The sequence below is a fragment of the Amorphus sp. 3PC139-8 genome, from assembly GCF_040750475.1.
GTDB lineage: Bacteria > Pseudomonadota > Alphaproteobacteria > Rhizobiales > Amorphaceae > Amorphus.
In genome coordinates, this window is the sequence record NZ_JABJVY010000027.1 from 33,718 (window position 1) to 50,840 (window position 17,123).

Annotated in this window: 13 protein-coding genes; 5 read left to right on the forward strand and 8 right to left on the reverse strand. The window is 65.4% G+C overall.

Translation table 11 applies throughout. From position 1 onward, the window contains the following. Positions 1 to 3 precede the first annotated feature (3 nt). The 3 genes from pstC to HNS03_RS20815 all read right to left on the reverse strand — a co-directional run bounded on the left by pstC (position 4) and on the right by HNS03_RS20815 (position 4,083). Positions 4 to 1,377 (reverse strand): phosphate ABC transporter permease subunit PstC, encoded by a 1,374-nt coding sequence (gene pstC, locus HNS03_RS20805; protein WP_367197975.1) that lies wholly within the window; start codon positions 1,375 to 1,377, stop codon positions 4 to 6. Positions 1,378 to 1,536: 159 nt separating this feature from the next. Continuing rightward, positions 1,537 to 2,568, reverse strand: coding sequence for a substrate-binding domain-containing protein (locus HNS03_RS20810; protein WP_367197976.1), 1,032 nt, complete (start codon positions 2,566 to 2,568; stop codon positions 1,537 to 1,539). A 132-nt stretch (positions 2,569 to 2,700) separates the two neighbouring features. Continuing rightward, positions 2,701 to 4,083, reverse strand: coding sequence for an ATP-binding protein (locus HNS03_RS20815; RefSeq protein WP_367197977.1), 1,383 nt, complete (start codon positions 4,081 to 4,083; stop codon positions 2,701 to 2,703). A gap of 473 nt (positions 4,084 to 4,556) precedes the next feature. Between HNS03_RS20815 and msrP the strand changes: the two genes are divergently transcribed. Continuing rightward, entirely contained in the window at positions 4,557 to 5,567 is a 1,011-nt protein-coding gene (msrP, locus tag HNS03_RS20820; RefSeq protein ID WP_367197978.1) for a protein-methionine-sulfoxide reductase catalytic subunit MsrP, read from the forward strand. A 465-nt stretch (positions 5,568 to 6,032) separates the two neighbouring features. On the opposite strand, the gene HNS03_RS20825 is transcribed toward msrP, so the two are convergent. Next, complete coding sequence (locus HNS03_RS20825; protein ID WP_367197979.1) at positions 6,033 to 6,938, reverse strand: methylated-DNA--[protein]-cysteine S-methyltransferase; 906 nt, start codon at positions 6,936 to 6,938, stop codon at positions 6,033 to 6,035. Positions 6,939 to 7,021: 83 nt separating this feature from the next. After that, positions 7,022 to 7,537 (reverse strand): DUF2244 domain-containing protein, encoded by a 516-nt coding sequence (locus HNS03_RS20830; protein WP_367197980.1) that lies wholly within the window; start codon positions 7,535 to 7,537, stop codon positions 7,022 to 7,024. Between the two features lie 22 nt (positions 7,538 to 7,559). Here HNS03_RS20830 and nth point away from each other — a divergent pair, with 22 nt between their 5' ends. From nth to HNS03_RS20850, 4 genes are all read left to right on the forward strand, one after another. Further along, positions 7,560 to 8,321: an endonuclease III gene (gene nth / locus HNS03_RS20835; protein ID WP_367197981.1), complete on the forward strand. Its 762-nt coding sequence runs from the start codon at positions 7,560 to 7,562 to the stop codon at positions 8,319 to 8,321. A gap of 64 nt (positions 8,322 to 8,385) precedes the next feature. After that, on the forward strand, positions 8,386 to 9,129 hold the full coding sequence (otsB, locus tag HNS03_RS20840; RefSeq protein ID WP_367197982.1) for a trehalose-phosphatase: 744 nt from the start codon (positions 8,386 to 8,388) through the stop codon (positions 9,127 to 9,129). Next, on the forward strand, positions 9,126 to 10,910 hold the full coding sequence (locus HNS03_RS20845; protein WP_367197983.1) for a glycoside hydrolase family 15 protein: 1,785 nt from the start codon (positions 9,126 to 9,128) through the stop codon (positions 10,908 to 10,910). The genes otsB and HNS03_RS20845 overlap by 4 nt, the downstream gene beginning before the upstream one ends. Positions 10,911 to 11,047: 137 nt before the next feature. Continuing rightward, the gene (locus HNS03_RS20850; protein ID WP_367197984.1) at positions 11,048 to 12,439 is read left to right on the forward strand and encodes a trehalose-6-phosphate synthase; all 1,392 of its coding nucleotides are present in this window, start codon (positions 11,048 to 11,050) and stop codon (positions 12,437 to 12,439) included. 178 nt (positions 12,440 to 12,617) lie between these two features. On the opposite strand, the gene pdeM is transcribed toward HNS03_RS20850, so the two are convergent. The 3 genes from pdeM to HNS03_RS20865 all read right to left on the reverse strand — a co-directional run bounded on the left by pdeM (position 12,618) and on the right by HNS03_RS20865 (position 17,085). Further along, a complete protein-coding gene (pdeM, locus tag HNS03_RS20855) occupies positions 12,618 to 13,367 on the reverse strand; it encodes a ligase-associated DNA damage response endonuclease PdeM (protein ID WP_367197985.1) in 750 nt (249 codons plus the stop codon). Further along, on the reverse strand, positions 13,364 to 15,892 hold the full coding sequence (locus HNS03_RS20860) for a ligase-associated DNA damage response DEXH box helicase (protein WP_367197986.1): 2,529 nt from the start codon (positions 15,890 to 15,892) through the stop codon (positions 13,364 to 13,366). The genes pdeM and HNS03_RS20860 overlap by 4 nt, the downstream gene beginning before the upstream one ends. Positions 15,893 to 16,110: 218 nt before the next feature. Further along, complete coding sequence (locus tag HNS03_RS20865; protein ID WP_367197987.1) at positions 16,111 to 17,085, reverse strand: complex I NDUFA9 subunit family protein; 975 nt, start codon at positions 17,083 to 17,085, stop codon at positions 16,111 to 16,113. Between the last annotated feature and the right edge of the window lie 38 nt (positions 17,086 to 17,123).

The window sequence follows — 17,123 nt, forward strand, 5'->3', positions numbered from 1 at the left end:
GGTCTACTCGTATTGTTCGCGATATTTGCGGACGATGTGGAGCGCGACGACGTTCAGCCCCAGCGTGATGACGAAGAGTGTCAAGCCGAGGGCGAAAGCCACCAGCGACTGAGGGCTGGCGAAGTCGACGTCGCCGGTGAGCTGGTTCACGATCGTCACGGTGACCGTGGACACCGCCTCGAACGGATTGGCCGTAAGCACCGGGCTATTACCGGCCGCAAGCACCACGATCATGGTCTCGCCGATGGCGCGGCTGACCGCTAGCAGGAAGGCGCCGACGATGCCCGGCAGCGCCGCCGGCAGGATCACCTTGCGGATCGTCTCCGACTTGGTCGCGCCGAGCCCGAGCGAACCGTCATGCATCGCCTTGGGAACCTGGCTGATGATGTCGTCCGACAGCGAGGAGACGAACGGAATGATCATGATCCCCATGACCACGCCCGCCGTGAACGCGCTGGTGGCCTGAACCTGCAGCCCGATCAGCGCGCCGAGCCCGCTGAAGAACGGGCCGACGGTCACGAGCGCAAAGAAGCCGTAAACGATGGTGGGGATGCCGGCCAGCACTTCCAACAGCGGTTTGGCGAAGAAGCGCAGCTTCGGCCCGGCATATTCGGAGAGATAGACGGCCGACATAAGCCCCACCGGCACCGCCACCAGCATGGCGATGATGGTGATCATGATCGTGCCCCACAGCAGCGGCAGCAGGCCGAACTCGCCCTGGTTGGAGCTGCCGACCGACGAGAAGCGCGGGTTCCACGTCGTGCCGAAGAAGAAGTCGATCGGGTTGATGTAGGTGAAGAAGCGCAGCGCTTCGCCCAGCATCGACAGCACGATGCCGACGGTGGTCAGGATCGCGATCACCGAGCAGGTGATCAGCACGATCTTGATGAAGCCCTCGACCTGGTTGCGCGCCCGCATGGTCGGCGAGATCCGGCCGCGCGCATAGAGCGCGCCAGCGGCGGCGGCGGCGGCCACCATGGCGATCAGCGCCATCCGCGCGATCAGGTGGAAGGTAGAGAGCTGCTCGGCGGCGGCGCGCTCGTAGGGCCGCACCTCGCCGGCGACACCGAAGCCCGACACCAGGCTGTTGATGCGCTGGGTGGAGCGGATCACCTCGCCGCTATCGGCGGCGACATCGGGCGGCAGGAAGGAATTGATGATGCTGGTGGCGATCATCGGCTCGACGATGAGCCAGACGATGTAAACGATCGCCGCGGGGATCAGACACCACAACAGCACCAGCATGCCGTAGTGGCCGGGACGGGAATGCATCCGCTTCCCGGTTGTCGCCTGGATCGACTTCGACCGGGACAGGCCCAGCTGGTAAGCGAAGCCGAGTATGACCAGCGCGAAGACGATGACAATCAACGTGTTCATGGCGCTCCTGCCGAGGTGCTCGCAAGTCCCGCACGGTCCGGGCAGGCCCGCCGATGCGGCGGCTCCCCCTCCCCGCGCCTTCGGGCGAAAAGAGCGCCCGAGGCAAGGGCAGCCGCGCGCTTGGCGCGGCTGCCCCGCTTGTGCCGATCAGGGATCGACTTACTTGGAGACGACGGTCTTGTTCTCGACCTTCGCGAGCTGGTTCTCGCGCTCCTCGGCGGAGAGCGGGATCAGGCCGGCCTGCTCAAGCGGGCTGCCCATGCCGGAAACCTGCTCGTTCAGGAAGAACTGAGCGTACTCTTCCAGGCCCGGAACCTTACCGACGTGCTCACCCTTGATGTAGAAGAACAGCGGGCGGGACACCGGATACTCGCCGGAGGCGACCGTATCGAGCGACGGGGTCACGCCGTTCACGGTGGCGACCTGGAGACGGTCACGGTTCTGGTCGTAGAAGGACAGACCGAACACGCCGATGGCGGCGGGCTGCGCCTCGAGGCGAGCGAGCGTCTCGGTGTAGTCGCCGGCGATCTCGATCACGCGGCCACCCTGACGGAAGCCGAGGCAAGCCTCTTCGGCCGCATCGCCGTCCATCGACTTGATGACGTCGAAGGTCTCGCAACCCTCAAGCACCACCTTCTCCTCGAACACTTCACGGGTGCCGTGGTTGGTGCCCGGGATCACCAGGGTGATCTCCTGGTCCGGAAGCGAGGAGTCGATCTCGTTCCAGTTGGTGTACGGGTTGTCGACCAGCTTGCCGTCCTGCGGGACCTTCGCGGCAATCGCCTGGTAGATCTGCGCCGGGGTCAGCTCGAAGTGGCCGGTGTCGGCGTTCGAGGCGAACACGATGCCATCGTAGCCGATCTTGACTTCGACGATCTGTTGAACGCCGTTGGCGTTGCAGTTCTCGATCTCGCTCGACTTGATCGGACGCGACGCGTTCGCGATGTCGATCGTGTTCATGTCGATGCCCTGGCAGAACTGCCGAAGGCCACCGCCGGAACCGCCGGAACCGACGACCGGGGTGTTGAACTCGGGGAACGTGTTGCCGAATTCCTCGGCGACGATGCTCGCAAAAGGCAGCACAGTCGAAGAGCCGGCGATCTGAATGGTATCGCGCTCTTGAGCCGAAGCGGACGAGCCAAAGCCAACCGCAGCGGCAAGCGCAATCGCGCTGACGAACTTCGCTTTCACCTGGATCTCTCCCTTGGATTGGGACGTGTTTGGTTGGCGCCCTGCGTCAGGTAACAGGCATTTGAACTGCGCCGTCCGCCGATGACGTCGAGCCATCAGCGGCCTCCGTTCTATGGAAGGGCCATGATCCTTTTATGACAGATCAACATCTTGTTTTTTCTGTTCTTTTTTAAAATTATCTTTTGGGTTTTCTGGGAAGTCCGCAAGTTCGAGCCGGATCGTGAAGGTCGCCCCCCTCTCCGGCTGGCTGTGGATGGAAAGCCGGCCGCGGTGGCGGGTCAGAATATGCTTCACGATCGCAAGGCCGAGCCCGGTGCCCTTTTGCGCCCGGCTGGTCTCCACATCGACCCGGTAAAAGCGCTCGGTGAGGCGGGGCAGGTGTTCGGGCGGAATACCCGGCCCCCAGTCGCGCACGGAGACGACGGCCATGTCCGGTCCCGCCCGCGCCTCGCGTTCGGCGAAGATGGCGACCCGTTCGCCCGTGCCGCCATATTTCACGGCGTTCTCGATCAAATTATCGAACACCTGGACCAGTTCGTCGCGATCGCCGCGCACCCACAGCGGCGCTTCAGCGGCGTCGAAGGTCAATGCCACGCCGGAATCGGCTGCGACCGGCTTCAGCGTATCGACCGCGTAGCGCGCGACCTCTGCAAGATCGACCACCGCTTTCGGGCGCACGTGGGCGCGCATCTCGATGTGCGACAGCGACAGGAGATCGTCGATCAAACGCCGCATGCGCTCCGCCTGGTCGTGCATGATCCCCAAAAAGCGCTCGCGCGCCGCGTCATCGCGCCGGGCCGGTCCCTGTAGCGTCTCGATGAAGCCGGTCAGCGAGGCCAGCGGCGTGCGCAGCTCGTGGCTGGCGTTGGCGACGAAATCCTCGCGCATCCGCTCCAGCCGGCGCTGTTCCGTCAGATCGCGCACCAGCACCAGAAGCAGCTCGCTCGTCTGCGGCTCGTCGCCATCGGGATCGATGGGCACGGAGAACGGCGAGACATAGGCCTCCAGCCAGCGCTCCGTCGGCACCTTTTCCGACCAATTGATCTGCTCGGAGCGGCCGCTGCCGAGGGCCCGATCCAACGCTTCCAGGAACACCGGCACCCTGAGCTTGAAGGCCAGCGGATCGCCGACGCGCAGCGGCCCGAACTGATCGGTAGCCGGACGGTTGGCAAAGCGCACGATCCCCTTGCGGTCGATCAGGAAGCACGGATCGGGAAGCGCGTCGACGGCGGCCCGCATCGCCGTGGGCGGCTCCTGACCGCGGATGCGCCGCCGGCCTCGCTCCGGCAGCACGGGCTGGCGCCGCGCCCGTGCGCGACCTGCGAACGCCGCAGCGCCGATCAGCACCGTCCCAACCACCGCGATCGATGACGGAAGACCGTACGTCCACTCCAGTACACCCAGCCCGATAGCCGCGGTCGCGGTCGGGAACAGGACCCCGGACCATCGGCGAATCTCACCTCCCCAACCGTCACCTCCCCGGCCTCCGCCTGAGGGGTCTAAAGGCGTATCCATCAATCCCTCCGGAGCCTCGGAGCGATCCGCCCCTGGCTCGTCCTTGTCATGTTTATCTCCCGCGTCCTCCAACGCGACCCCGACGAGCTCCACGACCATCCCGCCAGGGAGCGCCTCGGATTCGCGATCTTCGTCCGGTTTGATAGAGTTCACATGACACCTCGGGATCTTCGGCCGGATGCGGAAATCCAGTCCGGCATGCCGCCCGTAAAAGATTTGAAGCAATCTGAGGGTGGCTCGCAAGTCTTGCGCGCAATCGCGCGGACGCTCCGCTCTCGTGAGCGCGAGTGACGAAACGGTGATTTGAACGCGACCGAGACCAGTCCCAAAACCTTTCGAGGGCGACACGAGCGGGAAGAGAACAAGTGGGCGCCGGATTGACGCCCGCCTCCCGCTTTTGGGTCTTGGGACCGATCGCGTTCATGATTTCGGGACTTTCAGCCCGAACTCATCGCGATCCAGAGGATAACGCCATGTTCATCAGGAAGAAACGGGGCTGGGAGCTGCCGGATCGCGCCGCGACTCCGGAGGCCATCTATCTGTCGCGCCGCGCCCTGTTTGCGGCTGCAGGCGCCGGTGCGCTCGCGGCCGTTGCCCGCCCGTCACCCGCCCACGCGCTGTTCAATTCGCTGTTCGGCTCCAGCGAAGGCCTTGGCGAGACTTTGGATACCAGCGCCGACCCGACCGCCGACCTCTACCCGTTCCCCCGCAACGATACCTTCACGATTTCCCGCGCCCTGACGGACGAAACCGTCACAGGAAGCTACAACAATTTTTACGAGTTCGGCTCCCACAAACAGATTTGGCAGGCTGCCCAGGCACTGAAAACCCGGCCCTGGACCGTCACCCTCGACGGCATGGTGGAAGAGGAAAAGACCGTCGACATCGACGACTTGATCCGCGCGATGCCACTGGAAGAGCGGCTTTATCGTCACCGCTGCGTGGAAGCCTGGTCGATGACGATCCCCTGGTCGGGCTTTCCGATGAAAGCCCTGGTCGACTACGCCAAACCGCTCGGCTCGGCGAAATATGTGCGCATGGAGACCTTCATGGACCCGAAGGTCGCCAGCGGTCAGAACCAGAGCTGGTATCCCTGGCCCTATGTCGAGGGCGTGACCATGGCAGAGGCCACCAACGAGCTCGCTTTCCTGGTGACCGGCGTCTACGGCAAGCCGGCGCCGAAGCAGTTCGGGGCGCCGCTGCGGCTCGCACTGCCCTGGAAATACGGGTTCAAGTCGGCGAAGTCGCTGGTCCGCTTTACCTTTACCGACAAGCGGCCGGTCTCGTTCTGGGAAGACATCGCCGCCAACGAGTACGGCTTCTGGGCGAACGTCAACCCGGAGGTTCCGCATCCGCGCTGGAGCCAGGCCCAGGAACGCGTGCTCGGCACCGACGAGACGGTGCCGACCCAGATCTACAACGGCTACGGCGCGTATGTCGCGGACCTCTACGCCGACAAGACAGGCGAGAAGCTGTTCATGTGAGGAGCGGGCTTGCCGTCGGGTCGCTCACCCCGGCCGGGAGGGATTAGGACGCGGTTGGGCCCCTAACCTTCGCTCATTGCCGCGCCAGCGGGAATCCATTGGGCAGTTCGGTGAGGCATGGAATTTCGATCCCGTTCGGCTCAGGCGAAATCAGAACGGGAAATGCGCGCCGTCAATCTTCACTCCGTCCGCTCCGGCGAAAGCCGGAGTCCAGGGCGGATCGCTCCGGCGCTGATTGTGTAGCTCGATTTCCGGCTTTCGCCGGAATGAGCGGGGAATGGGGCTTCTCAGGAAGAACCAGCCTCAGCTTTTTAGGATTGCCCCCACCAGCCGACGACCGTCGGCCGGCACAAGCAATCGCAGGAAAAGTGCTCTTGCGGTTTTCCGTTCGCGATTGCGTCCGAAAGAACCAAGCCGCCCCCGCGGAGACGTCGCGCGAAGCGCGACCGTCGTGAGCGAGAAAAATTACCCGAACCGTCCCGCCTCCCAGCCGAGAATGGCGCGCTTGCGGGTCAGACCCCAGTGATAGCCGCACAGGCCGCCGGCACGCCCGACCACCCGGTGGCAAGGCACCACGAACGAGATCGGATTGCGGCCGACCGCCGAACCGACGGCGCGGGCCGCCTTCGGCTTGCCGATATGGCTGGCCACGTCGGAGTAGGTCGTCGCCTGACCGGGCCGGATCTTCAAAAGCGTTTCCCAGACCTTCACCTCGAAATCGGTGCCGATCAGGACCACCCGCACCGGCTGATCGGACGACCACGCCGCCGGATCGAAGATGCGCGTGGCGTAGGCCCGGGTAGCGGCAGGATCCTCGACATAGTCGGCATTCGGCCAACGGCCGACCATGTCCTCAAAAGCAGCGACCTCTTCGCCCGGATCGGCGAAGGCGAGACCGGCGAGGCCGTAGTCGGTCACCATCAAAAGCGCCTTGCCGAACGGGCTGTCATGCCAGCCCCAGCGGATTGCGATGCCCCGGCCGCGCTCGCGGTAGACACCCGGCGGCATCGCCACATGGGTCACGAACAGGTCGTGCAGGCGCGAGGGACCGGACAGGCCCGCCTCGAAGGTCGCGTCCAGCACGCTCGCGCGGTCGCGCAAAAGCTGAAGCGTGTGGTCGAGGGTGACGGCCTGCAGGAACTGCTTCGGCGTGAGCCCGGCCCAGCGGTCGAACACGCGGGTGAGCGCCACGGGCGACACACCCACCGCCTCCGCAATTTCCGGGACGCTCGGCTGATCCTGGTAGCTGTCGGCGATGTGGGCGAGCGCGGCGCGGATGACCCCGTAGTCATCCGTCGGCGGATCTTGTTTGGGCTGCGCCCGCGTGTCGAAGAGATCGGACACGGACAGAGTGTCGACGGTATCGAGCATGGGGCTGGACCTTCTCTTGTCGTTCGTCCCCACTTTTGCGCTCCTGGCCGGCTGTCCGCGACCCGTTTTCCGACAGGGGCCGATCACGCCATCCGAAGCCGGCCGGACTTCGCGTCCGCCAGCGCGTTGCCGAAAGCATCGGCGAAACTTTCCCGGTCGTCCGGGTTCAAAAACGCCCCCAGCACCAGGCTGCGGCCATGAGAGGAGAGCGCCAGCCGTGTCACGCCCTCGTCCTCCAGCCGCGTGACGGTCAGCCGTGCCCAGGCCGGATTGAAGCGATGCTCCCGAATCTTTCCGTTCGCCGTCACCTGGCGGATCAGCACCTCGGTCGGCGAGACATGCACCTCCTCGAAGGCGCGCGCGGCCCGGTAGTTGGCCCGGAAGGCGAAATAGAGCAGTCCCACGTCGGCCAGCATAAAGAAGGCGATCGGCCAGGCGCCGAGCACGTAAAAGCGCAGACCCGACCAAACCGCGACCGCCGTGGCCAGCCCCATCAGGATAAAAAAGCCGCGCCGACCGAGCGAACGATGGGGCGTCAGCACCGCAGAGAAAAACGGTGCCGGCGCGTCTTGTTCGCTTATCGTGTTGCTCTCCGTCATGACCCACAATTATAGAACCGAAATGGCCGAATCGAAGACCTCCAGACGCGCAACCTCCGCTTCATCGCTCAAAAAAAGCGCGTCGACGGCAAGCGGACCGGGCAAGAGCGCCAAGGGCAAACCTGCCCGCGCCCCGAAAACGGCCTATTCCAAGGCCGAGATCGAGGAGATCTTCGCCCGTTTCGAAGCGCGCGATCCCGAGCCTCGGGGCGAGTTGCACTACGTCAATCCCTACACGCTGCTGGTCGCCGTGGTGCTGTCGGCCCAGGCGACCGATGTCGGGGTGAACAAGGCCACCCGCGGCCTGTTTGCCGCCGCCTCCACGCCACAAGCCATGCTCGCCCTCGGCGAAGAGACCGTGCGCGACTACATCAAGACGATCGGGCTCTACCGCAACAAAGCGAAGAATGTGATCGCGCTCTCCGCCGCGCTGATCAAAGACTATGGCGGAGAAGTCCCACGCGACCGCGAGGCGCTACAGGCGCTGCCCGGCGTCGGGCGCAAAACCGCGAACGTCGTTCTGAATATCGCCTTCGGCGAGCCCACCATCGCCGTCGACACTCATATCTTCCGGATCGCCAACCGCATCAAGCTCGCCCCCGGCAAGACGCCGGATGCCGTGGAAGCGCACCTGGAGAAGATCATTCCCGAGGCCTACAAGCGCCATGCCCACCATTGGCTGATCCTGCATGGACGCTATGTCTGCAAGGCGCGCAAGCCCGACTGCGAGGCCTGCCTGATCGTCGACCTCTGCAAGAGTTCCGAAAAGGTCTTCCCGGCATGACCAATCCGGCGCGGGTGCGCCCGGTCGGGTCGACCCCATCCCCCGCCTCGGATAGAACGACGCCATGAACCTTCCTCCGATCCCGCCGTCGCCGGCCGTGTTTCTCGACTTCGACGGAACCCTGGTCGATTTCGCCGACGCGCCGGACGCGGTGACGGTCGACCCCGACCTCGTCGATCTTCTGACCCGGCTGCGCAGCCGCACCCACGGGGCGCTAGCTGTGGTGACTGGACGGCGGCTGGAAGAGATCGACCGCTTTTTATCGCCGCTGGTGCTGCCGGCAGCCGGGCTGCACGGCATCGAACGCCGAGCACGGGCCAACGCCAGCATTCTGGAGCTGCCGCAATCCAGCCAGATCCACCGCTTGCGCGATCGGCTGGAGACAAGCAGCCTTCTCGGCGGCGGCATCAATCTGGAAGACAAGGGAAACGGCCTGGCGATCCACTACCGGCTCGCGCCCCAGGCCGAAGCCGAGGTCAAGGCCGCCATGCGGGCGGCGATTTCCGATCTCGACGAGTTGCATCTCGTAGAAGGCAAGATGGTGGTAGAAGCCAAGCGCGCCGACGTCAACAAGGGGCTCGCGATCGCCGCTTTCATGGACGTCCCCCCCTTCGCCGATCGGATTCCCGTTTTTCTCGGCGACGACGTGACCGACGAAGACGGCTTTCGGGTGGTCGCCAAGCTTGGCGGCGTCGCCGTCAAGGTGGGCGACGGCCCCTCGGTGGCGCCCTATCGTCTGGACGACCGTCGCCAAGTGCTGGAATGGCTCGATCTCATGACACGGACGGAGACTTCTCGGATTCCATGACCTCGACCTCGCTCGATCTCGGCCTTATCGGCAATTGCTCGGTCGCCGTCCTCGTCGACAAATCGGCGCGGATCGTCTGGTGGTGCTTGCCCCGGTTCGACGGCGATCCGGTGTTCCACGCCCTGCTCGGCAGCCGGTCCGGCGATCCGGCCGACGGCGCCTTCACCATCGAGGTGGAAGGACAGGTCCGTTCCGAGCAGAGTTACATTCCCAACACCGCGATCCTCTCCACCACCCTGTTTGCCGAGGATGGATCGGCGGTGGAGATTGTCGACCACGCCCCGCGCTTCGAAGGGCGCGGCCGCATGTTCCGGCCGAACCAGATCGTCCGCCAGATCAAGCCGGTCGTGGGCCGCCCGCGCATCCGCATCCGCATCCGCCCGGTGTTCGGCTGGGCAAGCGCCGGACCGGAAATCACGTCGGGCTCCAATCATATCCGCTATGTCGGGGACGGCTTTGCGCTGCGGATGACCACCAATGCGCCGGTGACCTATATCCGCGACGAGACCTGGTTCCAGCTCGACCGCGAGCTGGCGCTGTTTCTCGGGCCGGACGAAACCCTGACCGATCATCCGGTGAAGATCGCCCACACTTTCGTGGAGAACACCGACGCCTACTGGCGCGGCTGGTCGCGCAGGCTCGGCCTGCCGCTGGAGTGGCAAGAAGCCGTTATCCGCGCCGCCATCACCTTGAAGATGTGCACCTTCGAGGAAACCGGCGCGATCGTCGCCGCCATCACGACCTCGATCCCCGAGGCTCCGAATTCCGGCCGGACCTGGGACTACCGCTATTGCTGGCTGCGCGACGCCTTTTTCGTCGTGCGCGCGCTCAACGGCCTCTCCGACCTGGAGACGATGGAGAACTATCTCCGCTATATCAACAACATCATCGCCATGACCGATGGCGGCCATGTCCAGCCGGTTTACGGCATCGGACTGGAAAGCGCGCTGGTGGAGCGCACCGCAAGCCTACCCGGCTACCGCGGCATGGGGCCGGTCCGGGTCGGCAACCAAGCCTACGAGCACTTCCAGCACGACGTCTACGGCAACATCGTCTTGGGCGCCGCCCAGGCCTTCTTCGACCATCGCCTGTTCCGGCCGTCCGGCGTGGAGGATTTCCGCCATCTGGAACGCATCGGCGAGAAGGCCTACGAGCTGTTCGACAAGCCCGATGCCGGCATGTGGGAGCTGCGCACCCGCGCCCGAGTGCACACCTCGTCGAGCCTGATGTGCTGGGCCGCCCTCGACCGGCTGGCCAAGATCGCCAACCGGCTGGGGCTCGACCCGACCACCTGGCGCGCCCGCGCCAACGAGGTGAAGGCGGTCATCTTCGAGCGCGCCTGGAGCGAAGAGACCGGCGCGCTCACCGAGAGCTTCGGCGGGACCGATCTCGACGCCGGGCTGCTGCTTGCCGCCGAAGTCGGGCTGATCGCCCCCTCCGACCCGCGCTTCGTGGCGACAGTGGAGAAAATCGGCGAGACGCTGCGCCACGGAAACCACCTCTATCGCTATGCCGCGGCAGATGATTTTGGACGGCCTGAAACCGCCTTCAACATTTGCACGTTCTGGTACATAGACGCGCTCGCTCGCATCGGGCGCGTGGAGGAAGCGCGGGAGATTTACGAGTCCATGTTGTCGTGCCGCAATCATCTCGGGTTGCTATCGGAAGACGTCGACCCCGCCACCGGAGAGCTGTGGGGCAACTATCCTCAAACCTATTCGATGGTGGGTATCATCAACGGCGCCATGCGGCTGAGCCGGCGCTGGGACAAGATGATCTGATCTCGCGCAATGACATTCGCCGATCGGCAGACCAACAACATCGGATCTGACAGGAGACGCACCATCGACGGCGCGGCCCCGTACGCCCGTCGGACCACACCGGCCGCATTGAGCCGGCGATAAGGAAGAGGGGAGCCATGGGACGCCTCATCGTCGTTTCGAACCGGGTGGGACCGCTGAAGGACACCGGACGCGCCGGCGGATTGGCGGTGGCCCTCGTCGACGTTCTGCGCGAGCGCGGGGGCATCTGGTTCGGTTGGTCCGGCAAGGTCTCCAGCGAGGGAACCTTCTCGCCGCTCAGGGAACAGTCGTCCGGCGCCGTCCGGCTGGCGACCATCGACCTCTCGGAGGACGACTACAAGGATTACTATGCCGGCTACGCAAATCGCTGTCTGTGGCCGACGATGCACTACCGGCTCGACTTAACCGATTTCGATCGGCGTTTCGACGAAGGCTATCGCCGGGTGAACGAGCGCTTCGCGGTTCGCCTGAAGCCGCTCTTGGAACCCGACGACATCATCTGGGTGCACGACTACCACTTCATGCTTCTGGGCGCTCAGCTCCGGGCGATGGGCGTCAACAATCCGATCGGCTTCTTCCTCCACATCCCCTTCCCCGTGCCGGAAGTGCTGACGGCGCTGCCCAATCATGCGGGCCTGGTGCGCTCCCTGCTCGCCTACGATCTGATCGGCTTCCAGTCGGAGCGCGATGCGTCCGCGCTGCGACGCTATCTCTTGGAAGAGGCCGGTGCGGAAGAAACCTCCGACGGCGCCATGCAGGTGCTCGGCCGCAAGGTGCATCTGGGCGCTTTCCCGATCGGCATCGACGCGGAAACTTTTGCCGGCTATGCGGTCTCCGGCGAAGGCCAACGCAATTTCCGCCGCCTGAAAACCCTCCTCAACGGCCAGATCCAGATCGTCGGCGTCGACCGGATCGACTACTCCAAGGGTCTGCCGGAGCGGTTCCGCGCGGTGGAGCGCCTGTTTGAGGACTATCCGGAAAATCGCGGCCGGGTCTCCTTCATGCAGATCGCGCCGCCCTCGCGCTCGGAGGTTCGGGCCTATGCCGACATTCAACGGTCGCTGGAGGGGCTGACCGGTCGCATCAACGGCCGCTTTTCCGACATCGACTGGACGCCGATCGCCTTCCTGACCCAGTCGCTGCCGCGCCGTGCGCTCGCCGGCATCTATCGGGCAAGCCTGATCGGGCTGGTGACCCCGCTGCGCGACGGCATGAACCTGGTCGCCAAGGAATATGTCGCCGCCCAGGACCCGGAAGATCCCGGCGTCCTGGTGCTGTCGCGCTTCGCCGGGGCGGCCGAAGAATTGCGTGAGGCGTTGATCGTGAACCCCTATTCGATCGACGCGATCGCCGAAGCGCTCCAGACCGGCATCCGCATGCCGCTCGACGAGCGCAAGGAGCGCTGGGAACGGCTCTACGAGCGCATCACCCACACAACCGCCTCGCGCTGGTCGCGCAATTTCATCGAGCGCCTGAGCGAAGCCGCCAATCGGTCGGATTTGAGCTGACGACGGTCCGGCCCTGACGGCGCACACTGTTTCAGCTTTTGGGCGCGTTATGGACCGGCTTCCGCCTCATTCTCCGCTCCCTCCCGCGAAAGCGGGAGTCCATGGGGCGGTCGCTGATTGCACGCGCCTGTCCACCCGTTCAAAGCCAGCAGAGGGCGTTCCCGACCTTACAAAGGCCTTACGGATTTCCGCTTTCGCGGGAATGAGCGGCGTCAAAGGACATGCCACGCGATCCGCTGCCAATCGCATAGACCTGGTTGCGGCCGAGCGCGTAGGTCCGCACTCGGCTTGGCGACGGCCACAACCGGGCGAACGCCGGATCTCGGATATCCAGCCCACCGGTGAAGGCGCCGAACGCCGGCAGCACGGCCCGCGTCTCGCAGCCGACAAAGCAGCGGCACCGCAAGGCGCGGCCACGGCCGGCAACCCGGGCGACGGGATGGAGATGGCCGGCGACTTCCGGCGCATGCCCGCCTTCCGACGGCTCATGACGGAACGTGACCCCGGCGATCTCCAAGCTTTCCGTGACCCGCCCGCCCCAGTCGGTCGGCGGCGCCGGGTCATGGTTGCCCGTGACCCAGATCCAGTCGCGGCCCGCGATCAGGCCGGCAAGGGCCGCCCTCTCCTCCGCGCCCAGACGCTCGGCCGCCATCGGATCGTGAAAGGAATCCCCCAACGCGATTACCCGCCCGGGCGCGAAGCGCGCCATCACCCGGGCAAGCTGCGCAAGCGTAATCGCGCTGTCATAAGGCGGCAGGAACGTGCCCCGTCGAGCGTAGGAGCTACCTTTTTCCAAATGGAGATCGGAGATCACCAGCGTGTCCGCTTCCGGCCAGTAAAGCGCACCGGACGGGTCGAGCGCCACCGTCATCCCACCGAGGGCGACGAGACGATGGCGGCGGCCGAGATCACGCGGCGCGGCGGTCATGCCATGGCTTCCTCGATCAGCGCTTCGCCGGATTCCGCCAGGATGGCGTCATCGGCCTCGCCCGCAACGGCCTCCTTGCCAATGTCGAGCAGGATCGGCACCGCCAGCGGCGACACCCGATCCAGCCGTTTATGAACGATTCGTCCCCGTATGCGCGAGAGCATCTCACCCAGGCGGCCAATGTCCAAAAGCCCGGCCGAGGCATCCGCCCAGGTCGCCTTGAGAAGAATGTGGTCGGGCTCGTGGGTGCGCAGCACGTCGTAAATGAGATCCGTCGAAACGGTCACCTGCCGGCCGGTCTTCTCCGTGCCGGGATGACGCCGCTCGATCAGGCCGGAAACCACCGCGCAGGCGCGGAAAGTCCGTTTCAAGAGGTAGCTCTCGGCAAGCCAAGCTTCCAGATCGTCGCCAAGCAGATCCTCCTCAAACAGACTGCCGATCGACGGCCGACGTTCGGAAAACACCCGTCCGAGATCCTCCAGAGCCCAGATCCCGAGCGCGTAGTCGGACGCGACGAACCCCATCGGTTTCGCCCCGAACCGCTCCAGCCGACGGGTAAGCAACATGCCCAGCGTCTGGTGCGCAAGCCGACCCTCGAACGGATAGGCGACCATGTAGGAGCGATTGGCGCGGGGAAAGGTCTCCACCAGAAGCTCGTCCCGCGACGGCAGCACCGAGCGCACTTTCTGCACAGCCAGCCATTCGCCGACCTGCGCCGGCAGCCGGCTCCAGCTCGTCTCGTCCGCCAGAATGCCGCGCACGCCTTCGGCGAGATAGGTCGACAGCGGAAACTTGCCGCCGGCATAGACCGGGATCTTCGGCGTGTCGTCGCGCGCCTTGGTCACGAGCACTTCCTGCTCGCGCATCGCCTCGAACCGCAACACCTGGCCGGCGAACATGAAGCTGTCCCCCGGCGACAAGGTCTCGATGAAATATTCCTCGATCTCGCCCAGCAGCCGACCGTGTCCGCGCAGAAGCCCGCCCTTGCCGCGCGACACCATGCGGATCTTGACGAGCGGGGCCTCCACGATGGTGCCGACATTCAGCCGGTAGCGCTGGCCGACGCTCGGATGGGCGAGCCGAAACCTGCCGTCCGGCATCTTGCGGATCTTGGCGAAGCGTTCATAGGCCTTCAGCGCGTAGCCGCCGGTGGCGACGAAATCCACCACCCGGTCGAAGGTCTCCCGCTCCAGCCGGCGATAGGGATAGGCGGTCGTCACTTCCGCATGCAGGGCAGCCGGGTCGAACGGGGCGGCGCAGGCCGCCCCCAGGACATGCTGGGCGAGCACATCGAGCGCGCCGTCGCGAATCGGCGGGGTGTCCTGGGCGCCGATATAGTTGGCGTCAAGCGCTGCCCGGCACTCCATTACCTCGAACCGGTTGGCCGGCACCAGCAGCGCCTTGGAGGGCTCGTCGAAGCGGTGGTTCGCCCGCCCGATGCGCTGGGCGAGCCGGCTTGCGCCCTTCGGGGCACCCACATGGATGACGAGATCCACATCGCCCCAGTCGATGCCGAGATCCAGAGTTGAGGTGCAGACCACCGCGCGCAGCCGGTTGTCCGCCATCGCCGCCTCCACCTTGCGGCGTTGGGTGCGGTCAAGCGAACCATGATGCAGTGCGATCGCCAACGTATCTTCGTTGATCCGCCAGAGCTCGTGGAACAGCATCTCCGCCTGGCTGCGCGTGTTGACGAAGATGAGGGTGGTCTGATGCTGCCGAATCGCCTCGTAGATGGACGGCAGCGCCCAGCGGGCGGAATGCCCCGCCCACGGGATGCGCTCGTCGGCCTCGATAATACGAATGTCCGGCTTCGCCCCGCCCGGCACCTCCACGATTTCGGCCATTGCGCGACGCTCGCGGTCGCGCTGCGGCACCAGCCAGGCGCGCAGACCCTCGGGATCGGCGACGGTCGCCGACAACCCGACGGTTCTGAGATCCGGCGAATGTCGGCGCAGCCCGGCCAACCCGAGCGAGAGGAGATCGCCGCGCTTGGAGGTCACCAGCGCGTGCAGCTCGTCGAGCACGACCACGGAAAGCTCGGAAAACAGCCGGTCGGCGCGCGGATCGGCGAGCAGCAGCGCGACCTGTTCCGGGGTCGTCAGCAGGATGTCCGGCGGGTTGCGTTTCTGCCGCTGGCGCCGGTTGACGGGGGTATCACCGGTACGGGTTTCCACCGAAATCGGCAGCCCCATCTCGTCGATCGGCGCCTCCAGATTGCGCGCGATATCGACGGCAAGCGCCTTCAGCGGAGAGATGTAAAGGGTATGCGGCCCCTCGCGCGGCGTTGCGCGACGCTCGGTGCGCTTTGCCTGCGCAAGCGCAATCAGGCTTGGCAGGAAGCCGGCAAGCGTCTTGCCCGCCCCAGTCGGCGCGATCAGCAAGGCGGATTTGCCATCGCGCGCCCGGGCGATGAGATCGAGCTGGTGCGGCCGCGGCGTCCAGCCGCGCGACAGGAACCACCCGGAGAACGGCTCGGGCAGCAAGGCGGAATCGGCTGTCTCGGGCTTGGGTGTCGGGGCAGTCACCGGCGCCGCTCGGAACGAAAGGGAAACATCGTCCCATTCCAACCCGGCTTTCAGGCGAGATGCAAGGGCCTCGTTTCGGCCTCCGCCTATGGGGCCCGCGTCCAAGAGAACCGGGCTGGATCACCGTATTTCGGCCGCGCGCCACTCGGCGTGCAACCGCGCATCGGACCTATTGTTTAGCGGACGGCGAACCGGTTCCCACGATGCCGGAAGGGCTCTTAGGCCAAATGCTGGCGCTCGAACTCGCCACGCGGACGGAAGCGCCAGAGATAGGTCGGCAGCACTGCGGCAAGCGTATCCGGCGCAATGCCGAGACCGGCAAACGTCCGTTCATCCGCCTCGGCTGCGCTGGAGACCACATTGTCGGACCGCAAAAGCTTGACCTGATCGGTCGTGAGCGGCGCGTTCGGAACCACGCTCATCAGCTTGGCCAGCGTGGAGGCCAACCCGAACGGCAGCGACACGATCGGCTTGTTCGGCCGATCGATCTCTTCCAGCATGAGCTGCATCAGCTCGCGGAATGTCCTCACGTCCGGGCCGCCCAGCTCATAGGTCGTGCCCGGCTTTGCTTCGCCTTCCACGGCAAGGGCGATCGCCTCGGCGACGTCGGCGACGAACACCGGCTGGAATCGGGTCTCCGCGCCGACCACCGGCAGCACCGGCCCAAGCCGCGCCATCTGAGCGAAGCGGTTGAAGAACGCGTCTTCCGGCCCGAAGAGGATCGACGGGCGAAACACCACGGAGGCCGGCAAGGTATCCAGGACGGCCGCCTCGCCTTCCGCCTTGGAGCGGGCATAGGCGGACTCAGAGTCCGGATCGGCGCCGATCGCAGACATCTGCACGATCCGGTCGAGCCCGTGCTCCTTGGCCGACAAGGCGATCTGGCCAGCACCATAAGACTGGACCGCGGAGAAGGACTGCCGGCCGGACTGGGCCAGGATGCCGACCAGGTTGACCACCGCATCGGCGCCGCGCACGGCCGCGTCGATCGAATCGCGATAGCGCACATTGGCCTGGATCGGCTTGATCTGGCCCACGGAGCCGAGTGGCTGCAGGTGGCCGGCGAGATCCGGCCGGCGGACGGCCACGCGAATGCGCCAGCCGCGCCGCGCCAACTGGCGCACCAGATAGCGCCCCACGAAGCCCGATCCGCCAAAGATCGTCACAAGCTTGTCGTTGCGGATCTCAGTCATCGCCATCGTCTCCTCGCTCGCCCGCGCCGGCCGGTTGG